Origin of the sequence: Colwellia sp. KU-HH00111 (assembly GCF_040362745.1) — a bacterium.
GTDB lineage: Bacteria > Pseudomonadota > Gammaproteobacteria > Enterobacterales > Alteromonadaceae > Colwellia.
Genome location: NZ_BAABWO010000001.1, coordinates 121,913 through 143,577, shown reverse-complemented (window position 1 = coordinate 143,577; position 21,665 = coordinate 121,913). Strand labels below are relative to the sequence as shown.

Annotated in this window: 17 protein-coding genes; 12 read left to right on the top strand and 5 right to left on the bottom strand. The window is 39.5% G+C overall.

Annotation, left to right across the window (positions count from 1 at the left end; all coding sequences use genetic code 11):
* Positions 1-38: 38 nt before the first annotated feature.
* Entirely contained in the window at positions 39-1,817 is a 1,779-nt protein-coding gene (locus ABXG98_RS00555) for a histidine kinase (protein WP_353536732.1), read from the bottom strand.
* Positions 1,818-2,233: 416 nt separating this feature from the next.
* Here ABXG98_RS00555 and ABXG98_RS00550 point away from each other — a divergent pair, with 416 nt between their 5' ends.
* From ABXG98_RS00550 to ABXG98_RS00525, 6 genes are all read left to right on the top strand, one after another.
* Complete coding sequence (locus tag ABXG98_RS00550; RefSeq protein WP_353536731.1) at positions 2,234-3,838, top strand: MFS transporter; 1,605 nt, start codon at positions 2,234-2,236, stop codon at positions 3,836-3,838.
* Between the two features lie 183 nt (positions 3,839-4,021).
* On the top strand, positions 4,022-7,804 hold the full coding sequence (locus ABXG98_RS00545) for a nitrate reductase subunit alpha (RefSeq protein WP_353536730.1): 3,783 nt from the start codon (positions 4,022-4,024) through the stop codon (positions 7,802-7,804).
* Between the two features lie 10 nt (positions 7,805-7,814).
* A complete protein-coding gene (gene narH, locus ABXG98_RS00540) occupies positions 7,815-9,359 on the top strand; it encodes a nitrate reductase subunit beta (protein WP_353536729.1) in 1,545 nt (514 codons plus the stop codon).
* 9 nt (positions 9,360-9,368) lie between these two features.
* Complete coding sequence (gene narJ / locus ABXG98_RS00535) at positions 9,369-10,115, top strand: nitrate reductase molybdenum cofactor assembly chaperone (protein WP_353536728.1); 747 nt, start codon at positions 9,369-9,371, stop codon at positions 10,113-10,115.
* Positions 10,116-10,127: 12 nt separating this feature from the next.
* Positions 10,128-10,805: a respiratory nitrate reductase subunit gamma gene (gene narI / locus ABXG98_RS00530; RefSeq protein WP_353536727.1), complete on the top strand. Its 678-nt coding sequence runs from the start codon at positions 10,128-10,130 to the stop codon at positions 10,803-10,805.
* A 252-nt stretch (positions 10,806-11,057) separates the two neighbouring features.
* Entirely contained in the window at positions 11,058-11,882 is an 825-nt protein-coding gene (locus ABXG98_RS00525; RefSeq protein WP_353536726.1) for a peptidylprolyl isomerase, read from the top strand.
* 91 nt (positions 11,883-11,973) lie between these two features.
* On the opposite strand, the gene ABXG98_RS00520 is transcribed toward ABXG98_RS00525, so the two are convergent.
* Positions 11,974-12,666, bottom strand: coding sequence for a nucleoside-binding protein (locus tag ABXG98_RS00520; protein ID WP_353536725.1), 693 nt, complete (start codon positions 12,664-12,666; stop codon positions 11,974-11,976).
* Between the two features lie 133 nt (positions 12,667-12,799).
* Positions 12,800-13,456, bottom strand: a complete 657-nt coding sequence (locus ABXG98_RS00515; RefSeq protein WP_353536724.1) for an alpha-ketoglutarate-dependent dioxygenase AlkB family protein — start codon at positions 13,454-13,456, stop codon at positions 12,800-12,802.
* A gap of 104 nt (positions 13,457-13,560) precedes the next feature.
* Here ABXG98_RS00515 and ABXG98_RS00510 point away from each other — a divergent pair, with 104 nt between their 5' ends.
* Positions 13,561-14,775, top strand: a complete 1,215-nt coding sequence (locus tag ABXG98_RS00510) for a M24 family metallopeptidase (protein WP_353536723.1) — start codon at positions 13,561-13,563, stop codon at positions 14,773-14,775.
* 46 nt (positions 14,776-14,821) lie between these two features.
* On the opposite strand, the gene ABXG98_RS00505 is transcribed toward ABXG98_RS00510, so the two are convergent.
* A complete protein-coding gene (locus ABXG98_RS00505; RefSeq protein WP_353536722.1) occupies positions 14,822-15,076 on the bottom strand; it encodes a hypothetical protein in 255 nt (84 codons plus the stop codon).
* A 145-nt stretch (positions 15,077-15,221) separates the two neighbouring features.
* Positions 15,222-16,523, bottom strand: a complete 1,302-nt coding sequence (locus tag ABXG98_RS00500) for an NAD(P)/FAD-dependent oxidoreductase (RefSeq protein ID WP_353536721.1) — start codon at positions 16,521-16,523, stop codon at positions 15,222-15,224.
* Positions 16,524-16,682: 159 nt separating this feature from the next.
* Between ABXG98_RS00500 and ABXG98_RS00495 the strand changes: the two genes are divergently transcribed.
* The 5 genes from ABXG98_RS00495 (at position 16,683) to ABXG98_RS00475 (ending at position 21,595) form a co-directional block, all read left to right on the top strand.
* Positions 16,683-17,597 (top strand): dihydrodipicolinate synthase family protein, encoded by a 915-nt coding sequence (locus ABXG98_RS00495; protein ID WP_353536720.1) that lies wholly within the window; start codon positions 16,683-16,685, stop codon positions 17,595-17,597.
* A 93-nt stretch (positions 17,598-17,690) separates the two neighbouring features.
* On the top strand, positions 17,691-18,719 hold the full coding sequence (locus ABXG98_RS00490) for a 4-hydroxyproline epimerase (protein WP_353536719.1): 1,029 nt from the start codon (positions 17,691-17,693) through the stop codon (positions 18,717-18,719).
* Between the two features lie 39 nt (positions 18,720-18,758).
* Positions 18,759-20,291 carry an aldehyde dehydrogenase (NADP(+)) gene (locus ABXG98_RS00485; RefSeq protein WP_353536718.1) on the top strand — a complete coding sequence of 511 codons (1,533 nt, stop codon included), beginning with the start codon at positions 18,759-18,761 and terminating at the stop codon, positions 20,289-20,291.
* Between the two features lie 114 nt (positions 20,292-20,405).
* Complete coding sequence (locus tag ABXG98_RS00480) at positions 20,406-20,846, top strand: nucleoside deaminase (protein ID WP_353536717.1); 441 nt, start codon at positions 20,406-20,408, stop codon at positions 20,844-20,846.
* A complete protein-coding gene (locus tag ABXG98_RS00475) occupies positions 20,843-21,595 on the top strand; it encodes a substrate-binding periplasmic protein (protein WP_353536716.1) in 753 nt (250 codons plus the stop codon). Before ABXG98_RS00480 ends, ABXG98_RS00475 begins: the two co-directional genes overlap by 4 nt.
* Positions 21,596-21,665 lie beyond the last annotated feature (70 nt).

The window sequence follows — 21,665 nt, the reverse complement described above, 5'->3', positions numbered from 1 at the left end:
AATACACCTTCATTACATTGCTTCCAACTAATTAAACGTTAATGGGTAAACTCAAAACTTACCAATGTTCCTAACTCACCTCGAGTCGTCAAATGGATCTCTGTTCCTAATGACATTGCCCGCTCTGCCATAATACTAATGCCAAAATGTCCACGCTTAGTCACTGGCTCAGGCAGACCTTTGCCATTATCCCATATATTGACACTTATTTTGCTATTGTTTAGTGATATTTCAACACCGGCAAGCGTTGCCTGTGCGTGACGGTGAATATTAGAAAGTGCTTCTCGAATAATTTGTAACAGGTGAATTTCTTGGTTTGCGCTAAGATAGTTATCCGGTAGCTGATAATTAAATTCGATTGGATGCTGACATTTTGCTGTGAATTCTGTGATAGTCGCAGATAAAGCATTTTTGATTGACGGATCATCTAACTGCAACCTAAATGTAGTCAATAATTCTCTCAGTTGTAAATAAGCACTGTTTAAGCCCGCTTTAATATCATCAATCGTCTCTTCTACCTGTGCTTGTGGCAATTGTTTTTGCATTTTCCGCGTTAACAAACTCATTTGTACTTTCAAATAAGATAACGACTGGGCTAATGAATCATGAAGCTCTCGAGCAATCACGGCACGTTCTTCAACAATCACTAACCGCTTTTCGCTGCTTCTTTTTTGATCAAGTTCTATTGCTGTTGCAATAATATCAGCCATACCTTGAAGTATTTGTTTTTGCCAACCATAAGCTACTGTTTTTTTTGGTGTCTCCCAAAGCAAATAACCAAAGAGTAGTCCTTGCTTTTCTAAAACGAACTCATGATAATTAAAGCAAATATCATCAATTATGGTGTTTTTACTCGAAACATCTACAGCTAAACTGTTGTTTTTGATGTTGTTTATTTTAACAGCAATCTTACCAACACCTATCAACTGCTCTAATTCTTCAATAATTTGGTGGTCTATTTGAAACGAAGCGCTATCTTGTTCAGATAAGGTATAACCTGCCAAATTTCGTGCCGCGCGATATAGAATATCAAGGGATTGATTGCTGCGCGTTAATGCTAAGGTTTTCTCACTAACTCTTTGCTCATACTCTTGATAAGTGAGTTTTAATTCTGACGACATCTGATCGATTGTGTTTGCTAACACCCCTAATTCATCATTTTGTTTATAGTTGGCTTTCACATCAAAGTTGCCTTTACCGAGCTGCTCAGCAACATTGACTAATTGTTTGAGTGGCATAATTAAGGTGTGATGAAGTTTAATTAACACAAAACCTAACACGGCAATCACTAAAAATAAGGTGACCTCTTGAATTAACCGCAAATAACCGAGTTTTTTTTCAGACTCACGCTGTAACAAGCTAACAAAAACATCCAATTTAGAAACAAATTTATCATAAGAAGCAAGGAGTTTAATGGACTGAGCTAATGTCATTTTATTCACCGGTAAGCTGTGACGACTTAACGTCTGCCATAAGGTTTTAATTTTCTGATATTGCTTAGCTATAGCAGTATCTTGTTCATCATCTAGCTGATTCTTATTAAACAAATCAGCTAGATGCTCATTAAAAACAGCAATTTCGGCGTTGACCTTTTGAGTCGCTGAGTAGTCATTGACGAAATAAGCTCTAGAAATTCGCACTGCTTGCATTCTCAGCGCCCCAGCTTTATTTATTTGTGCCGCATCACCATCAAGACTTTCAGTGACTAACATTGAAGAAACCATGCTAACTATGCCGAGCATAATGATAACCGCCATTATTTGTCCTGCGCGTGCTATCAACGAAGAACTAGAGTTGATTGGGGAGTTTGTTGCCATGATTTACTTTTTATTAATTTCAAGTAAAAGCAGCATACCTAATTTTTTATCGTTATCCCAAGAAAATAGAAATTTACTATTACTACCACCAAATAGTTAAAGCGCTGCAGCATATACTACCTCTCGAACAAAAACACACAGAAAGCCCACAAAAACAACAAGTTAAAACAAAAAACAAACTACCACTTAAGTGGTACAAATGTACCTTAGCAAGACCAACTAGCACTTGCACCTTGATCCAGATCAACTATATCTAATGAACTGCTTGTTACTTTACGGTCAGAAAATTAAAACACGCTTTAGAAAACTAAACGCAACAATTGGTTGTTTCACACTACGCTTTAGCAAATAACGTTGAAGAAAGACTCAAGCAAAGGTGAAATAAGCATTACATGACTGATGAATTGGAGTAGACAATGTCAGATATTCAAAAATGGGACGTAGAAGATCCCAAATTTTGGGACAGTGAAGGTAAAAAGATTGCTAGCCGCAATCTTTGGCTCTCTATCCCTAGCCTATTATGTGGTTTCGCGGTATGGCTATACTGGGGCATCATCACCGTTCAAATGTTAAACTTAGGTTTTCCTTTTGAAAAATCAGAATTATTCACCTTAATGGCAATTTCTGGTTTAACTGGTGCAACGCTGCGTATTCCCAGTAGCTTCTTTATTCGCATGTGTGGTGGTCGTAACACTATCGTATTTACCACCGCATTATTAATGCTTCCCGCTATTGGTACCGGTATTGCGTTACAAGATATGAATACCCCTTTATGGGTGTTTCAAGGTCTAGCGCTTTTATCTGGCTTTGGTGGTGGTAACTTCGCTTCCTCAATGTCAAATATTTCTTTCTTTTACCCGAAAAAACAGCAAGGTTTAGCACTTGGTTTAAATGCTGGTTTAGGTAACTTTGGTGTGACAACCATGCAAATTTTAGTGCCACTAGTTATGACCTTTGGTTTATTTGGTGGTGAGCCGATGACCTTAGTAAATACTTCAGGAACGCTAATTGGTAAAATTCCTGCAGGTTCAGATGCTTGGATATTCAATGCTGGCTATGTTTGGTTATTCTTATTAATACCTTTAGCTATTTTTGGCTGGTTCGGTATGAATAATATCAAAGCTGAACATGTGACACCTGATTTACCTAATCCAGTGATTTCATTCGGCATTATCTCTGCGATGTTATTAATAGGTTTTGGTACAGCAATCGTTGGTTTATGGTTGATTTTACCAGAAAAAGTTAATGGCTCTGGTTTTGGTGTTCCTAAAGAAATGGTATTAGTAGGTGTTGTTGGCGCTACTGTAATGCTACTGAAGTTTTTACCTGGCAAAATCCGTCAAAACCTGGATCGTCAATATAAAATATTTAATAACCCACATACTTGGGTAATGAGTATTATTTATACCATGACGTTTGGTTCTTTCATCGGTTTTGCTGCGGCGTTCCCGCTTTCTATCAAAGTTATTTTCGGTTACCAACATATTATGGTTGATGGTGTAATGACTCATGATACAGTAAATGCTAACGGTCCTAGTGCATTAATGTTTGCCTGGATGGGAGCCTTTATCGGTGCTTTAATTCGCCCTGTAGGTGGTTGGATGGCAGATAAAATGGGCGGCGCTAAAGTAACTCAATACTGTTCAGCTGTCATGGTAGTGAGCGCGTTAGGTGTTGCTTATTACATGAAAGCAGCATACGCCAGTGCAACCCCTGAAGAATATTTTGTACAATTCTTTATTTTATTCCTATTCTTATTTGCAGCTACAGGTATTGGTAACGGTTCAACTTTCCGTACTGTTTCAATGGTATTTAACAAAGAGCAAGCCGGACCTGTACTAGGTTGGACTTCAGCAGTAGCCGCATATGGCGCTTTTTATATTCCGAAAGTATTAGGTGAGCAAATCAAACTAACCACACCAGAAAATGCGTTAATTGGTTTTGCTATTTTCTACGCGGTTTGTATTGGCATTAACTGGTGGTTTTATTTACGTCCAGGCGCAGAACATCAAAACCCATAATTTTTTTAGGGTTTATTGTTGAGAGTTGATTCAGGTCAACTCTCAGTTTTGGTTTACCGGTATGATGTCTGACACTTTATGGTAAACCGCATTTTTATACTATTATAAAATTTCATAATCGGTTGTACCTATGCTTGAGAGCACACATTAAGAGTATAGGTATCACTTCAACGGAGAAAAAAGATGAGTAACTTTCTTGATCGCTTACAATTCTTAAAAAAGAAAACAGGCGAATTCAGCGATGGTCATGGTGATACTACCAATGAAAATCGTGAATGGGAAAACAGCTATCGTCAACGCTGGCAACACGACAAAATCGTACGTTCTACCCACGGGGTAAACTGTACGGGTTCTTGTTCTTGGAAAATTTACGTAAAAAATGGTTTGGTCACTTGGGAAACTCAGCAAACTGATTACCCACGTACTCGCCCTGACTTACCTAACCATGAACCACGCGGCTGTCCTCGTGGTGCAAGTTACTCTTGGTATTTATACAGCGCTAACCGTTTAAAATACCCTAAAGTACGTAAGCCTTTATTAAAATTATGGCGTGCAGCGCGTGCAACTCAAGATCCAGTTGATGCGTGGGGCTCAATTGTTTCTGATGAAGCAAAAACTAAATCATACAAGTCTAAACGTGGTTTAGGTGGATTCGTGCGTTCTTCATGGGAAGAAGTAAACGAAATTATTGCAGCGGCAAACGTTTATACCACTAAAACCTTTGGTCCTGACCGTGTTATTGGCTTCTCGCCAATTCCAGCGATGTCAATGGTTTCTTATGCGGCAGGTGCTCGTTACTTGTCACTAATCGGTGGTGTATGTTTAAGCTTCTACGATTGGTATTGTGATTTACCACCAGCATCTCCAATGGTTTGGGGTGAGCAAACAGATGTGCCTGAATCTGCTGATTGGTATAACTCAAACTATATCATTGCTTGGGGTTCTAATATTCCTCAAACTCGTACACCTGATGCGCATTTCTTTACAGAAGTTCGTTATAAAGGTGCTAAAACTGTTTCAATCACACCAGATTATGCAGAAGTGTCAAAACTTACTGATGAATGGTTAAACCCTAAACAGGGTACTGATGCAGCGTTAGGCATGGCCTTTGGCCACGTTATTTTGAAAGAGTTCCATTTAGAAAAACCAAGTGAATACTTCACTAGTTATGTTCGTCAATATACCGACTTCCCTATGTTAGTGGTATTAGAAAAACATGACGATAACTCATTTGCAACTACACGTTTCTTGCGTGCTAGTGATCTAGCAGGTGATTTAGGCCAAGAAAATAATCCAGAATGGAAAACCATTGCCTTTGATGAAAACTCAAATGAATTAGTTTCTCCACAAGGCTCTATCGGTTACCGTTGGGGTGAAAAAGGCAAGTGGAACATTGAAGAGCGTGACGGTAAAACTGGCGCTGAAACTAAACTTCAATTGTCTCAAATTGGCGGCGATGTAACGCCTGTTGCTTTCCCTCACTTTGCGGCAAACAACACTAACAGTGCGTGGACAGGTTGTGATCAAGAAGAAATTCAAGTTCGTAACGTGCCAAGTAAAACTATTACTGGTGCTGATGGTAAAGAATACTTAGTAGCGACTGTTTACGATTTAATGATGGCTAACTATGGTATTGACCGTGGTTTAGGTGGCGGTAATGTTGCGACTAGTTACGATGATGACATTCCAGGTACACCAGCATGGCAAGAAAAAATTACAGGGCTTGATCGCTCAAAAGTAATTAAAATTGCCCGTGAATTCGCTGACACTGCTGACAAAACCAAAGGTAAATCAATGATTATTGTCGGAGCGGCAATGAACCATTGGTATCACATGGACATGAACTATCGTGGCCTGATCAATATGGTTATGATGTGTGGTTGTGTTGGTCAATCAGGTGGTGGTTGGTCACATTATGTTGGTCAAGAAAAATTACGCCCTCAAACAGGTTGGCAACCACTAGCATTTGGTTTGGATTGGTCTAAGCCGCCACGTCAAATGAATGGTACTTCTTTCTTCTACAACCATTCTTCACAATGGCGTCATGAAAAAGTAAGTATGCATGAAGTATTGTCTCCTCTTGCTAACAAAAACGACTTTGACGAGCATCAGCTTGATTACAACATCCGTGCAGAGCGCATGGGTTGGTTACCTTCAGCACCGCAAATTAACATGAACCCGCTTCAGTTAACTAAAGATGCAAAAGCCGCTGGTATGGAAGCAAAAGATTTTGCTGTTCAACAGCTTAAATCAGGTGACATCAAGTTTGCTTGTGAAGCACCAGATGCACCAGAAAACTTCCCGCGTAATATGTTTATCTGGCGTTCAAACTTACTTGGTTCATCAGGTAAAGGTCATGAATACATGCTTAAGTACCTTTTAGGTGCTGAAAGAGAAAGTGTATTGAATGAGGATAATGGCGCTCACGGCGGCATAAAACCAAAAGAAGCTGAATGGGTTGATAATGCTGCTACAGGTAAATTAGACCTAGTAACAACGTTAGATTTCCGTATGTCTTCTACGTGTATGTACTCTGACATTATCTTACCAACGGCTTGTTGGTATGAAAAAGATGATTTAAACACCTCTGATATGCATCCATTTATTCACCCATTATCAACAGCTGTTGATCCTGCGTGGGAAGCGAAATCAGATTGGGAAATTTACAAAGGCATCGCCAAGAAATTCTCTGAAGTTTGTGTGGGTCATTTAGGCGAAGAAACAGATTTTGTTACTATCCCTATGTTACATGATACTGAAGGTGAATTAGCACAACCATTTGATGTTAAAGACTGGAAAAAAGGCGAATGTGACTTAATTCCAGGTGAAACAGCACCGAACATGGTTGTTGTTGAGCGTGATTACCCGAACACATACAAGAAGTTCACTTCTTTAGGTCCATTACTTGATAAATTAGGTAATGGCGGTAAAGGTATCAACTGGAATACTGATGATGAAATCTTATTGTTAGGTGATTTAAACCACCGCAATACAGAAGAAGGTATCAGCGAAGGTCGTCCAATTATTGAAACGGCCATTGATGCGGCTGAAACTATCTTAACTTTTGCACCAGAAACTAATGGTCAAGTAGCGGTTAAGGCATGGGCTGCGTTAAGTGAATTTACTGGTCGTGACCATACGCACTTAGCACTACCTAAGCAAGAAGAGAAAATCCGTTTCCGTGATATTCAAGCACAGCCGCGTAAGATTATTTCTTCACCAACTTGGTCTGGTTTAGAAGATGAGCATGTTAGTTACACCGCAGGTTACACTAACGTCCATGAACTTGTGCCATGGAGAACGTTAACGGGTCGTCAACAGTTCTATCAAGATCACAAGTGGATGCAAGCTTTTGGTGAGCAATTAATGTCTTACCGTCCACCTGTTGATACCAAAACAACACAGGCGATTAAAGACTCTAAGCCAAACGGCAATAAAGAGATCACCTTGAACTGGATCACTCCACATCAAAAATGGGGTATTCACTCAACTTACTCAGACAACTTATTAATGCTTACCCTATCTCGTGGTGGCCCAATTATTTGGATGAGTGAAGATGATGCTAAAGATGCTGGTATCGAAGATAACGATTGGGTTGAAGTATTCAACGCTAACGGTGCTATTGCTTGTCGTGTTGTAGTGTCACAACGTGTAATGAAAGGCATGACCATGATGTATCATGCACAAGAGCGTATCGTTAACGTGCCGGGCAGTGAAATGACTGGTACGCGTGGTGGTCACCATAACTCAGTTACCCGTGTGATCATGAAGCCAACGCATATGATTGGTGGTTATGCCCAACAAGCATGGGGCTTCAACTACTACGGTACTGTAGGTTGTAACCGTGATGAAATGGTTGTTGTTCGTAAGATGGATAAGATTGACTGGTTAGATGATGATGGCTATGAAGCTGGCAACACTGAAAAATTACCTCGTCCTTTACCAACTAACCCAGATGAAGCTTAAGGAGTAGAACATGAAAATTCGTTCTCAAATAGGTATGGTTCTAAACCTTGATAAGTGTATCGGGTGTCATACTTGTTCAATTACTTGTAAAAACGTTTGGACGTCACGTGAAGGCGTTGAGTACGCTTGGTTCAACAATGTTGAAACTAAGCCAGGTATTGGTTACCCGAAAGAATGGGAAAACCAAGACAAATGGAATGGTGGTTGGATCCGTAAAGGTGACGGTACTATTGAGCCTAAAATTGGTGGTAAATACCGTTTATTAGCGAGCATTTTTGCTAACCCAAATATGCCTGAAATTGACGATTACTATGAACCATTCGATTATGATTACCAACACTTACATACGTCTCCAGAAGTAAAACATCAGCCAACGGCTCGTCCGCGCTCTGTTATTTCTGGTAAGCGTATGGAAAAAATTGAATGGGGTCCAAACTGGGAAGAAATTCTTGGTACTGAGTTTGAAAAACGCTCAAAAGACAAAAACTTCGATAACATTCAAAAACAAATGTACGGTGAATTCGAAAATACATTCATGATGTATTTACCGCGTTTATGTGAACATTGTTTAAACCCTGCGTGTGTAGCTTCTTGTCCATCTGGCGCTATCTATAAGCGTGAAGAAGACGGTATCGTTCTTATCGACCAAGAAAAATGTCGTGGTTGGAGAATGTGTATCTCTGGTTGTCCGTACAAGAAAATCTACTACAACTGGAAATCAGGTAAATCAGAAAAATGTATTTTCTGTTACCCACGTATTGAAGCAGGTATGCCTACAGTTTGTTCTGAAACCTGTGTTGGTCGTATTCGTTACTTGGGCGTTATTCTTTATGATGCTGATAAAATCAAAGAGGTGGCTTCAACACCATCAGAAACTGATCTTTATGAGAAGCAACTTGAAGTATTCCTAGATCCAAATGATCCAGCAATCATTGCCCAAGCGCGTAAAGATGGTATTGCCGACTCTGTGATTGAATCAGCACAAAAATCGCCAGTTTACAAACTAGCCATTGATTGGAAACTAGCATTACCATTACACCCTGAGTACCGTACTCTTCCTATGGTTTGGTATGTGCCTTCTCTTAGCCCTATTAATAGTGCTGTTGAATCAGGTAACTTAGCAACAATTGGTAAAGCAGGTGTTATTCCTGATATTCGCAGCTTACGTATTCCGCTTAAATACTTAGCTAACTTGTTAACTGCAGGTGACGAAGAGCCAGTAGCGCGCGCATTAGAGCGTTTACTTGCGATGCGTGCCTACAAGCGTGCTGAAAATGTTGAAGGTGTTGAAGATCTTCAAGTATTAGAAGATGCTGGTTTATCTAAAAAACAAGCGGATGAAATGTATCGTTATTTAGCGATTGCTAACTACGAAGACAGATACGTTATTCCTTCAGGTAAGCGTGAAATGAACGTACCAGAAGCTTACGGCGAAAAATCTGGTTGTGGTTTCACTTTTGGTAACGGCTGTAGCGATGGTGAAAATGGCGTTAATATGTTTGGTGGCAAAAAAGTTGCTAAACGTGACGTTATTAAAACCGTCAATGTAGGTTAGGAGAGGGTTATGTTAATTCTTAAAGTTATTTCGCGATTATTAGATTATCCAACAGAAGAGATGTTTTCTGCCAAGGATGAGCTAATTGCTATCGTTGAGAAAACAACAGAATTGACTGAAAAAAACCGTAGTCAGTTGGTAGATTTTATCAACCAACTGACCGCTAGAAACATTTTTGATGCACAAGAAAGTTACGATTTATTATTTGATCGTGGCCGTGCATTATCACTATTGTTGTTTGAACACGTACACGGCGAATCTCGTGACCGTGGTCAAGCAATGGTAGATTTAATGAATGTTTATAAAACTAACGGTTTTGAAGTCAATTCATCTCAACTACCTGATTACATTCCGCTTTATTTGGAATTTTTAAGTGAACAATCGCCTGAGTTTGTTGAAGAATGGCTTGGCGATATTTGTCACTTACTAGCCATGCTGTCAGAGCGTTTAATCGACAGAGAATGTTATTACTCTGTTATTTTTGATTCATTGATCGAAATTTCAGGCCAAGAAATTGACCTTGAACAACGAACAGAAATAGCTGAATCAGTAAAAGCAGAAGAGCGTGACGACACTGCCGAAGTGATTGATAAAGAATGGGAAGATAAAGAAATACGTTTTGATGACCCTATGGTAGGCGACTGCTCATCGGCATCAGGTATGCAACAATCTCAACATTCACTCGATCCAAATACTGTTCATCAAGTACCGATTAAATGGCACGATGCAGATGCTGCACAAGTGCAAGGACTGTAAGGAAGAAATATTATGTCAAATTTAAATTTTTTACTATTTGGGATTTATCCCTACATTGCTATTGCCGTGCTTTTCATCGGTTCTTGGATCAGATATGATCGCGAACCGTATTCTTGGAAAGCCGATTCTAGCCAACTATTAGATCAAAAAGGTTTCCGCCTAGCGAGTAACTTATTCCACGTAGGTATTATCTTTGTACTTTGTGGTCACTTTGTTGGTTTATTAACGCCGCATGCGATTTATCATTCATTTATCTCTACTGCTAACAAGCAATTATTAGCAATGGTAAGTGGTGGTTTCTTTGGTGTGTTATGTTTAATCGGCCTAGTGATGTTACTTAAGCGTCGCTTAACTAACCCACGTGTTCGTGCGGTATCTAAAACATCAGATATCTTTATCTTAGTATTATTGCTAGTGCAATTATTACTAGGTTTAATGACAATCTTTGCTTCAATGAGCCACTTAGACGGTAGCGTAATGGTATTGTTAGGTGACTGGGCACAAAGCATTGTGACTTTACAAGGTGTTGCCGCAGCAGAAGCTATGGTCACTGTTGGTATTATTTACAAACTACACGTGTTTCTTGGTTTAACTATGTTATTAGTATTCCCTTTCACTCGTTTAGTGCATGTGATCAGCGTACCTGTGAAGTATTTCGCAAGAAATTACCAAATAGTACGTCAAAGATAATACAAGTTAACGGTTAGTTATCTAATTGCATAACAACATACTTAAATGGCGATTTTTATTTAGTAAAAATCGCCATTTCTTTTAACACTCACAAAATATATATAGTTAAGTCACTTGTTTTCAGGTTATTTACCCATATTAATTTAACAATTCAATTCACATTGTTGTGTCACGTTTAAATGACAATCTATATAGCCGCTTATCATTTAAGTTAATATAGGTTTTAACAACAATTCAATAAAGAGAAACATTATGAGCAGCGCTTGCGGAACTCAAGAACCAACAACCCCTTCTAAAGATTCATTGCCACAAATAACCGTTGATGGCGTTGCTATTCCAGAAAAAGACTTAGCTAATGAATTACAGTATCACCCTAATGAAAACTTTGCGGTTGTAGTACAACAAGCCGGCCAAGCGTTAGTTATACGTCAATTGTTGGTAAATGAAGCGAAGAAGCAAGGCATAGACCTGAGCAACGAAGAAGAAGCGGTACAAAAAGTAGTTGAAAATAATATCAGCTACGACGCCCCTAACGATGATATTTGTCAACGTTATTATGAGAACAATAAAGAAAAATTTATGACAATGCCGTTAATGGAAGTAGATCATATTTTACTTGCTGCAGCCAAAGACGACATTGAAGGCCGCGATGCTGCCAAGCATAATGCTGACGTGATTATTTCACAATTATTACAAGAGCAAAAGCATAATGAGCCGTCTAGCTTCGCTGCGCTCGCACTAGAATACTCAGCTTGTCCTTCTAAAGAAAGTGGCGGCAACCTTGGCCAATTAAGCAAAGGTCAAACTGTACCTGAATTTGAACGTCAACTGATGCTGTTATCAGAGGGCATTAGTGATAAAGCGATTGAATCGCGTTATGGTTTTCATGTAGTAAATATCAATCGTAAAATTGATGGTAAGCAGCTTGATTACAATATGGTCAGTGATAAAGTTCGTAGTTACTTAATTAACGGCGCATCACACCTTGCTATTCAAGCATACATTCAATCATTAGTTGAGAAAGCTGATATTAAGGGTGTACCAATCAAGTTCGATGAAGAAAATGTTCATATCTAACGAGCTACGCTCAAATAACAAGCAATACCAAACGGGTTAGTTCTTTTGGTATTGCTTAAACGTTTTACTTTCTTAGCACTCAATAGATGTTTTAAAAATGATATTTAACCAATAAATTTGCATTTTTTTCATCAACCCCATCAATACCAAATTTATTTACCCAGAAAACATATTCTATACCTACATATAGTTTAGTGGTCATATCAAATAATGGGGCAAGATCATATTTCAATTGAGAAGTCATATTCATTTGAGCCTTGGTATCACCCGATGCTGTATTATCAACACCCGTGGCGTAATCAATAAAACCATCATAAAACAGCGGCCCTAAAGGCAATGCCCAAGCAATTGTTGTTTGGTAATTCGCATCCCCCTCGCCGTTATTTTTATAATACAGATTAACCTTAAAGTATTTAAATATTGGCAGGTTAAGGTTTGTGCCAACCCCAAGTAAATAATTGGTTTTTGGCCCTACTTCCACAGTAGAGGCAATAAATAAGCTTTCAACGACGGAGTTTTCAAGATCGGCAATTTTAAATCTAGGTGAAAATTCTCCATAGGTAGAAACATCGCCATTTGCCGACTCTAATCGATCAAAAAATAAAAAATTATCACCCCATGTTGTTCCGCTAGCGTATTCAAACGTTGCAACCTCTCGATCACTATCGCCTACCTCATAATCATTACCAGTTAAGTAACTGACGCTAAAATCTGACCAAAGTGTTTTAGCCTTAACAGGAGCAGTAATCATCATACTTAGTATCAAAATCAATATTAAGCGCATATTTTTCCTTTTAACTCGGTTCATCGTTATTAGATAATTATCGCACAAATCTACTGTATTGCTAATTTATACCCAAGCCACCTCAAGATAGAGAATATTACAGACTAAAACGAGATATTCATTTTTGAAATGGCTATGAGCCATTCCCCCTAGGCTTTGTCTCAATCGTTCTAAACGTTAAATTAATCCTTGCTTGGTGTATTTTTTTTGTGGGAGGTAAACGATGCAGCCAATATTGCTGAGTCACTCCTTTCATTACCAGTAAGCTGCCAGGTTTTAGTAATAGGTCAATCACCTGCTTACTTTGCTTGTGCTTAAAGGCAAATTTTCGGGTTGCTCCCAAACTTAATGAGGCAATAGCCCCATTTTTTTTCAGATCCGCTTCACCATCACTATGCCAAGCCATTGCCTCTTCACCGGTATGGTATAAATTAAGTAAGCAAGAATTAAAGCTTTCCCCCGTGTGCTGCTCCACCTTAGCCTTTAACGCTAATATGCTTGGTGTCCAAGGTAAAGCGCGCTTCGTTACATTGGAGTATGTATATTCAAATGCTTGCTCAGCGTACCAAGCCACTTTCCTTTTGGTTTTGATTTTTTTACCAAAAATAATAGCTTGATCGCAACGCCACTCCACTTCATTTAGCAGGCTATTATAATAATAGTCAGACTCCTGATACTTCAATATTTCACCGTGATAATGAACTTCACCATCACTTGGCAAAATATTAATAGGCTCAGCCAGTATTGTTTCAAATAAATCCATTACTTTTTCATCTTTGGTTATAATCATTGCATTAAATTACTGTATTAAATTACAGTATAACAGCCTGGTTGTACATCAATATAACCTTTGTTATCATGCATAATATATTGTATGCAATTTAAGGTTTAACTATGACTATTGGTGTCGGTGGCTCAACAATCGAAATTGAGCTTAATAAATTAACAGATATGACTACTGATATTAATATAATCAGTCTCTCAGAATTCCACGCCCGTATAAAAAAAGCTCAACAACTAATGCGAAACCAAGGTATTAAAGCCATGTATCTAGATGCAGGGACTAACTTGCATTATTTTACCGGTTTGAAATGGTATAAGAGTGAACGTATGGTCGGCGCTATTTTACCTGCCGACGGTGACCTTGAGTTTATTGCTCCGCATTTTGAAGAAGGCTCATTACGAGAGAACATGTTAATAACAGGCAATTACAATGGTTGGCATGAAGATGAAAATCCTTATCAGCTATTTGCCAACATTTTACACAGACTCGATATAACCCAAGGTAAAGTTGCTATTGACGAATCTACGGCTTTTTTTGTTTTTGATGGATTACGTCAAGCGGCTCCAACCCTCAACTTTACCAATGGTGCTAATATTTCCGCGCCTTGTCGTCAAATAAAGTCTGCTACAGAAATTGCTTTGATGCAACGTGCAAAAAATATGACCCTTGAAGTTCATAAAGCTGCCGCTCGTATTTTGCGTCCTGGCATTAGCACTACAGAGGTCACCCATTTTATTAATGAAGCACATAAACGTGTTGGTGCTTCAGGCTCTTCATTTTGTATTGTGTTATTTGGCTTAGCAACATCCTTCCCTCATGGTGTTAAAGAACCTCAAATATTACAAGATAATGACTGGGTGCTCATTGATACTGGCTGCTTATTACAAGGCTATAATTCTGATATCACTCGCACTTACGCTTTTGGACATGCAACTGAAGAACAACGTGTTGCTTGGCAAGTTGAAAAAGACGCCCAAGCAGCTGGTTTTACCGCGGCTAAATTAGGCGCCCCTTGCTCAGCAGTTGATGATGGCGCTCGTGCTGTTATTTGTGAACATGGTTATGGCCCTGATTATCAACTGCCAGGATTACCACATAGAACCGGCCATGGCTGTGGTCTAGATATTCATGAATGGCCCTATTTGTTACGTGGTAACCAAACCCCACTTGAAACTGGTATGGTGTTTAGTAATGAGCCAATGCTAGTGATTCCAGGGAAATTTGGCATTCGATTAGAAGATCATTTCTATATGGGCGAAAACGGCCCTGTTTGGTTTACCGAGCCATCTTATTCCTTAGATGACCCATTTGGCTTTGAAGTTTAGATATCAACTAAGCCCTTTGCATTAATATCATAGAAACCCTGTGGTATTAATGCTTGACTGGTGAACTCGTTATTTCTGTATGCTTCAATGCGTTAAAATGTCTATTTACTGTTACTGATTCCTCAGTCGGTTGTATAGAATTCAAATACATGCGATACGCTTTTTCAGTGTCTTGATTCGCCACTTGTAATAATGCTGCAAGCGACTCTATTACTGACACAAATTGCTCTAATTGTGCGGTTGATAAGGTTAAAGATAGTTGCTGAATTTTATTCATGGTTGCTTCATTGTCGACTTGCATTTTGATTTCCTTCTTGCATAGTAGTCCATCAGTGAGCAAACTGTTAAATTCTTGACACTAGCCCACTGATCATTGCTTATCTACAAACTAAGCAAATTGTGCGCCACAAACTCGATGAATAATTCCACTTAAAAAAGTCTTTAATTTAATTAAACCGACTAATGCAAAACGGCGATACATCAATATCCGTGGCACAACCACTAACTAATTGACTAATTAGTTTCCCGGTAACCGCACCTTGTGTTAACCCCAAATGTTGATGCCCTAAAGCAAAGTATATATGAGCATGTTGGGGCGCTTGACAAATCACCGGCAATGAATCAGGTAATGATGGTCGACACCCCATCCAGCGTTCACTGCCTTGTTGTTTTGGCGTTGTTTTTAATACAAACTCCGCATTTTTTAACAACATATCTGCGCGTTTGTTATTTGCTTTCGCAGTAAGGCCTGCATATTCGACCGTTCCTGAGAACCTCAACACATTATTCATCGGCGTGATGATGAATTTACGCTCTGCCGAGGCAACTGGTCTGGATAACAATTCATTATCACCTTCAGCTATCGGCATGCTTAAGCTATAACCGCGCTCTGCTTCTATGGGTAAATGATAACCTAAACCTTTCAATAGATTTTTCGAATAAGCACCCGTTGCCACCACACACTGATCAAAATAGGCCGTTTCATTGTTTCCATTTGCTATTTTTCCATTAATCACAATCCCTGAGATATTCGCAATAATCTCCTCTACGGCTAATTGTTTATATTCCATGCCTAAACGCATAGCATAATCCGCTAATACTTGGCATATCGCTAGAGGATCAGAGGTATGCCCTACCTCAGTAAAATATAATGCATAATTGATATTGCTGTGCAAATTAGGCTCAAGTTTTGATGCTTGCGCTTTATTTAATATGTCGACGGCAATACCGGCTTGTTGATAATGTTTATGCATCGTAAGCACTTCTTTATATGGGGTGTTTTCAAACACTAATAAAGAGCCGTTACAAACAAGCAAATGCTGTGCTTCCGCGGCTGCTAAGAGCGGCTCATAGTAAGCAATTGCATTTTTATTTAAGCTTTTAAGGGCAGCGCTATTTCGCGTTCGTCGTTTAGGGCGCATATTATTAAAAAACTGCAAAAACCAAGGAATAGCTTTAATAACGTGTTTTGGTGATAATGCTACCGGCCCTAAAGGATCGAGTAACATTTTAGGGAGCTGCGCTAGTAAACTAGACTCAGCTAAAGGGAACACTTGCTCGGTGGCAAAATGCCCTGCATTACCTTTAGAGCAAGCTCCACCAATAGAGCCCTTATCAATCAAGGTTACTTGATACCCAAGCATCTGTAATGCCAATGCACAGTTAACCCCTACAATACCTGCACCAATCACTGCAATTTTTTTATTATTTAATGCTTTATCGAAAGCAACACCTACATCAGTTTTCATTTTTTACCCATCAAATCAGTCTATTACATCTATATCAAAGACGAACACAACATATCACTTGCAATAATAGTATCATTGTATACAATATACCTCAATCTAAATCGGATACTGATTACTTAAGTATCATTACTGAAATTAACATTTATTAACGAGAACATTATGGCTGTAAACTGGCAAGGTGTTTACCCAGCGGTAACCACACAATACAACGACGACTTATCAATTAACTTCGACGCAACACAACAAATGATTAATACCATAATCAACGAAGGTGTAGACGGCATTATTGCCCTAGGTACGGTAGGGGAAAATGCATCTCATACACGAGCAGAAAAAATTGCGATTTTAAAAGCGGTAAAAGAGGTAGTTGCAGGTCGAGTGCCTGTTATTTCAGGTGTTGCAGAAACATCTACCCAGTTTGCCGTTGAATTTTCACAAGACTGTGAAGCCATTGGCATTGACGGTTTAATGGTATTGCCTGGCATGATCTATAAATCAGATGAAGCCGAAGCTATTCACCATTATCAACAAGTCGCACGCAACTGTAACTTACCTATTATGATATACAACAACCCCGTCACCTATGGCGTTGATGTCGGTATTGAAGGTATGAAAGTGCTTGCAGCAGAGCAAAACATTGTATCGATTAAAGAAGCGACTGAAGATACCCGTCGTATTTCTGAACTTTATTCAGCATTTGGCGATCGTTTCATTATTTTTGGTGGTGTTGACGATATCGCGCTAGAGTCATTAATGCTTGGTTGTACCGGCTGGATTTCAGGTCTAACTAATGTATTCCCACGAGAGTCAGTAGCCATTTGGAAGCTAGCACAACAAGAGCGTTTTACTGAAGCACTCGAAATTTGGCGGTGGTTTTTACCCTTATTACGTTTAGATACTGTACCAAAACTGGTGCAATGTATTAAATTGTGTGAGCAACTTGCTGGCCGAGGTAGCGAACTAACACGCGCACCGCGTATGCCTTTATCAGGTGAAGAACGAGCGAATGTTGTGCGCATATTCAATGAAGCTAATGAAAGTCGCATTGATTTAACGAAGTTCAACCTAGATTAATAACTATTTGATTTAGACAACACTTGCACATAACTTTTTAAGTTATGTGCTTTGCTGTTTTAAACAGTACACACATTAATGAGCTAACTACTTATGATAAAAGGCACTTTTTTTTGCATAGATGCGCACACTTGCGGCAACCCTGTTAGGTTAGTTACTAGCAGTCACCCGAACTTAAAAGGGCAGACCATGAGTGAAAAGCGACTCGACTTTATGCAGAATTACGACTGGATTCGCCGAGGGCTAATGTTTGAGCCGCGTGGTCACGATATGATGTCTGGTGCATTTTTGTATCCACCTTGTAATGATAACAGCGACGCCTCAATACTCTTTATTGAAACCTCAGGCTGTTTACCCATGTGTGGCCACGGCACTATTGGTGTCGTGACGGCTGCACTTGAAAATGGTCTTATTGTCCCCAAAAATTTGCCTATTGACGGCAGAAATAAGCTCACCATTGATGTACCCGCAGGGCAAATATCCATTGAATACCAACAACAAGCGGACAAAATAACTGCCGTTAAAATATTTAATGTCGCCTCATATTTGGCCCATCAAGATGTGACCTTATCCATTCCCAATCTTGGTCCCTTAAAAGTCGATGTTTCTTATGGTGGTAATTATTATGTGATTATAGAGCCACAAGAAAACTTCCCAGGCATTGACCAATGGAGTGCAAGCCAAATTATCCATTGGAGCACAATTGTTCGAGAAGTTGCAGCTAAACACCTAACTTGCATTCATCCTGAAGACCCAAGTGTGAATGGTATTTCTCATGTGCTTTGGACTGGTCACCCACAATCTGGGGGCTCTGATGCTGCAAACGCCGTTTTTTATGGTGATAAAGCCATCGACAGATCGCCTTGCGGCACCGGAACAAGCGCACGAATGGCGCAACTTTTTGCCAAGGGTCAATTAAAGCTAGGCGATACTTTTGTCCATGAAAGTTATATCGGTAGCCAGTTTATCGGCAGAATTGAACAACTAACTACCCTCGACTCTGATAGAGGCTCAATACCTGCCATCATGCCAAGCATTGAGGGTTGGGCTAAAGTATTTGGTCAAAACTGCATCACAATAGATGATGATGATCCCTACGCTTTTGGTTTTGTCGTTAAGTAACAACTTAGTAAGTAATTTAAAAAACTACAGGAAATAATTATGTCAATTTCAGGTAAAAATTTAATCGCCGGCGAATGGTCTGGTGAAACAGTTAATGGTTTTACTGCATTTAATGCTATCACTCACGAAGCAATGACAACTACATTTGCTGATGCCACAGAAAGTGAAGTCAATAGTGCTATTGTGCAAGCAAATGATGCTTTTATTTCGTATAGCCAGCTTAGCCCATCAAAACGCGCGCACTTTTTGCGTACTATTGGAGAGCAAATACTAGCACTTGGCGATGAATTAGTAACAACTGCTTGTACCGAAACAGGGCTACCAACCATGCGAATTCAAGGTGAACGTGGCAGAACCATAGGTCAATTAAATTTATTTGCCGACTTATTAGATAATGGTGAATACCAAGGAGTCATTGATTTAGCTGACCAAAACCGTCAGCCACTACCAAAACCAGATACCCGTTTAGGCTATTTACCTTTAGGTGTAGTTGGCGTGTTTGCCGCCAGTAATTTTCCGCTCGCTTTCTCAACAGCTGGTGGTGATACAGGTTCTGCCCTAGCCGCTGGCTGCCCGGTGGTTATGAAAGCCCATGCAGCCCACCCTGCAACAGCTGAATTAGTCGCCCAGGCAATACTTACAGCGATAGAAATTTGTGGTGTAGATAAAGGTGTTTTTTCACTTATTCAAGGTAAAAACTACGCAATTGCCAGCCAAATAGTCACGCATCCACTTATTAAAGCGGTTGGCTTTACAGGCTCTGAACGTGTAGGCATGATTTTACAACAACAAATCAACCAACGCCCTGAGCCAATCCCATTTTATGGTGAATTAGGTAGCATTAACCCTCAATACATCATGCCAGAGAAACTATCAAAAGAGACGCAAGCTATTGCCCAAGACTTAGTGGCGTCCTTAGTTATGGGGCAAGGACAGTTTTGTACTAGTCCAGGAGTTTGGGTATTAATCGGTGAAGAAACTGATGAACACTACCAAGAGTTTATCAAAGCAGCAGCACAATCTTTAAGTGAACAGCCCGCTGGCGTTATGCTAACACCCGCTATGTGTCAAACCTATAACAATGCAATTGCAGCGCGCGAACAAGTAGCTGGGGTATCTTTATTAGCCAGAGGTTTATCAGGAAGAGAGCAAGAGTGCAGTGCCACACTCTTTAGCACTGATTTTAACACCTATGAAAACACGCCAGCGTTACACGAAGAGCTTTTTGGCTTTAGTGCGTTAATTGTGCGTTGTGACGACTTTGCACAAATGCTGAAACTAACACAACTATTGGCCGGTAATTTAACGGCGAGTATTCACGCGCTTGATGCAGATTTGGATGTTGCTGCACAGCTTGCACAAACCTTAGTGCATAAAGTTGGCCGTTTGATCTACAATCAAATGCCAACAGGCGTCGAGGTCTGTGCATCAATGAATCATGGTGGGCCTTTCCCAGCTTCGACCAATATCAGAACCACTTCAGTTGGCAGTGAAGCTATCAAACGCTTTCAGCGACCGATCTGTTATCAAAATATGCCGCAAGCATTACTCCCTAAAGCTTTACAAAGTTAATTTATGATTCAACTCTCTCAAACTTGACCTTTTTAACTTGGCTTGCTCATTTGTATTTTGTGATGATTATTTCTAAACTACTATCAAAGATATAAATAGATTTTTGAGGTTGTTATGAAAGATGCATTTATGCGAGCAGCAATTGATGAAGCCAAAAAAGGAGCGGCCCAAGGGGGAATCCCCATAGGCTCTGTATTGGTTCATGATGGAAAAATCATTGGTCGTGGTCACAACCGAAGAGTACAAACGGGTAGCCCCACATTACATGGTGAAATGGATGCGTTGGAAAATGCAGGCCGTCAACCTGCCAGTGTATATCAAAACAGCGTGATATATACCACCTTATCGCCCTGCTCTATGTGCAGTGGGGCCATTTTGCTATATGGCATTCCCAAAGTAGTTATTGGTGAAAATCAGAGCTTTATGGGTGATGAGGCACTACTTAAATCTAGAGGAGTTGATATTTTACTTATCGACTCAGACGAATGTAAACAAATGATGAAAGAGTTTATGTTAGCAAAACCAGAACTCTGGAATGAAGACATAGGCGAATGAAACTTTACGCGCTAATTATTAGTAGTTTGTTATCGGTGAGTATATTTGCCGCTGATATCATAAAAGTTGGTGTTTATGATTTTCCTCCCTACGCTTATATCGAGGAAAATACAACCGGTATTACAGTTCAAATGATAGCCGCAATGAATAAGTTTCAAAATAAATATCAGTTTGTGGCAGTACCAACAACAGCTAGACGTCGTTACCTTGATTTTGAAAACAACAAATTCGACATGTTAATATTTGAAAACAAAAAATGGGGTTGGGAGAAATATCCTGTTACTGCATCAAAGACCTTTGTCACAGGCTCAGAAGTCTATGTAGCTAAAGCAAAGGCAGGGAGGGGGCAGGAATTTTTTTCTGATTTTAAAAACAAGGCAATGATTGGGGTGTTTGGTTACCACTATAAATTCAGTGGATTTAGTAATGATCAGGATTATCTTAAAAAGAAATATAAACTTTTGCAAACCACCAGCCAAAAAAAAAGTCTGGAGTTAATTCTTAATGGCCGTGGGGATATTGCAGTACTGTCAAAGGAGTATTTAAACTATCACTTTTTACACTCCCCCGCAGATGAGGGCAAACTGGTGGTCTCAGATATATACGATCAGATTTACCAACATTCTATTTTAGTTCGTAAAAATCATAAACTCTCAGTTAAACACATCAACCAACTGCTTGACCAGATGCAAAAATCTCAAATACTACAGCCCTTATGGGAAAAGTATGGCCTTAGGGCAACTCCTTGAATCAAATTGATTAAATTGATTGAGTTATTCCCACTGTGCAACAATTGATAGTTTTAGAGGCAAGCCATTG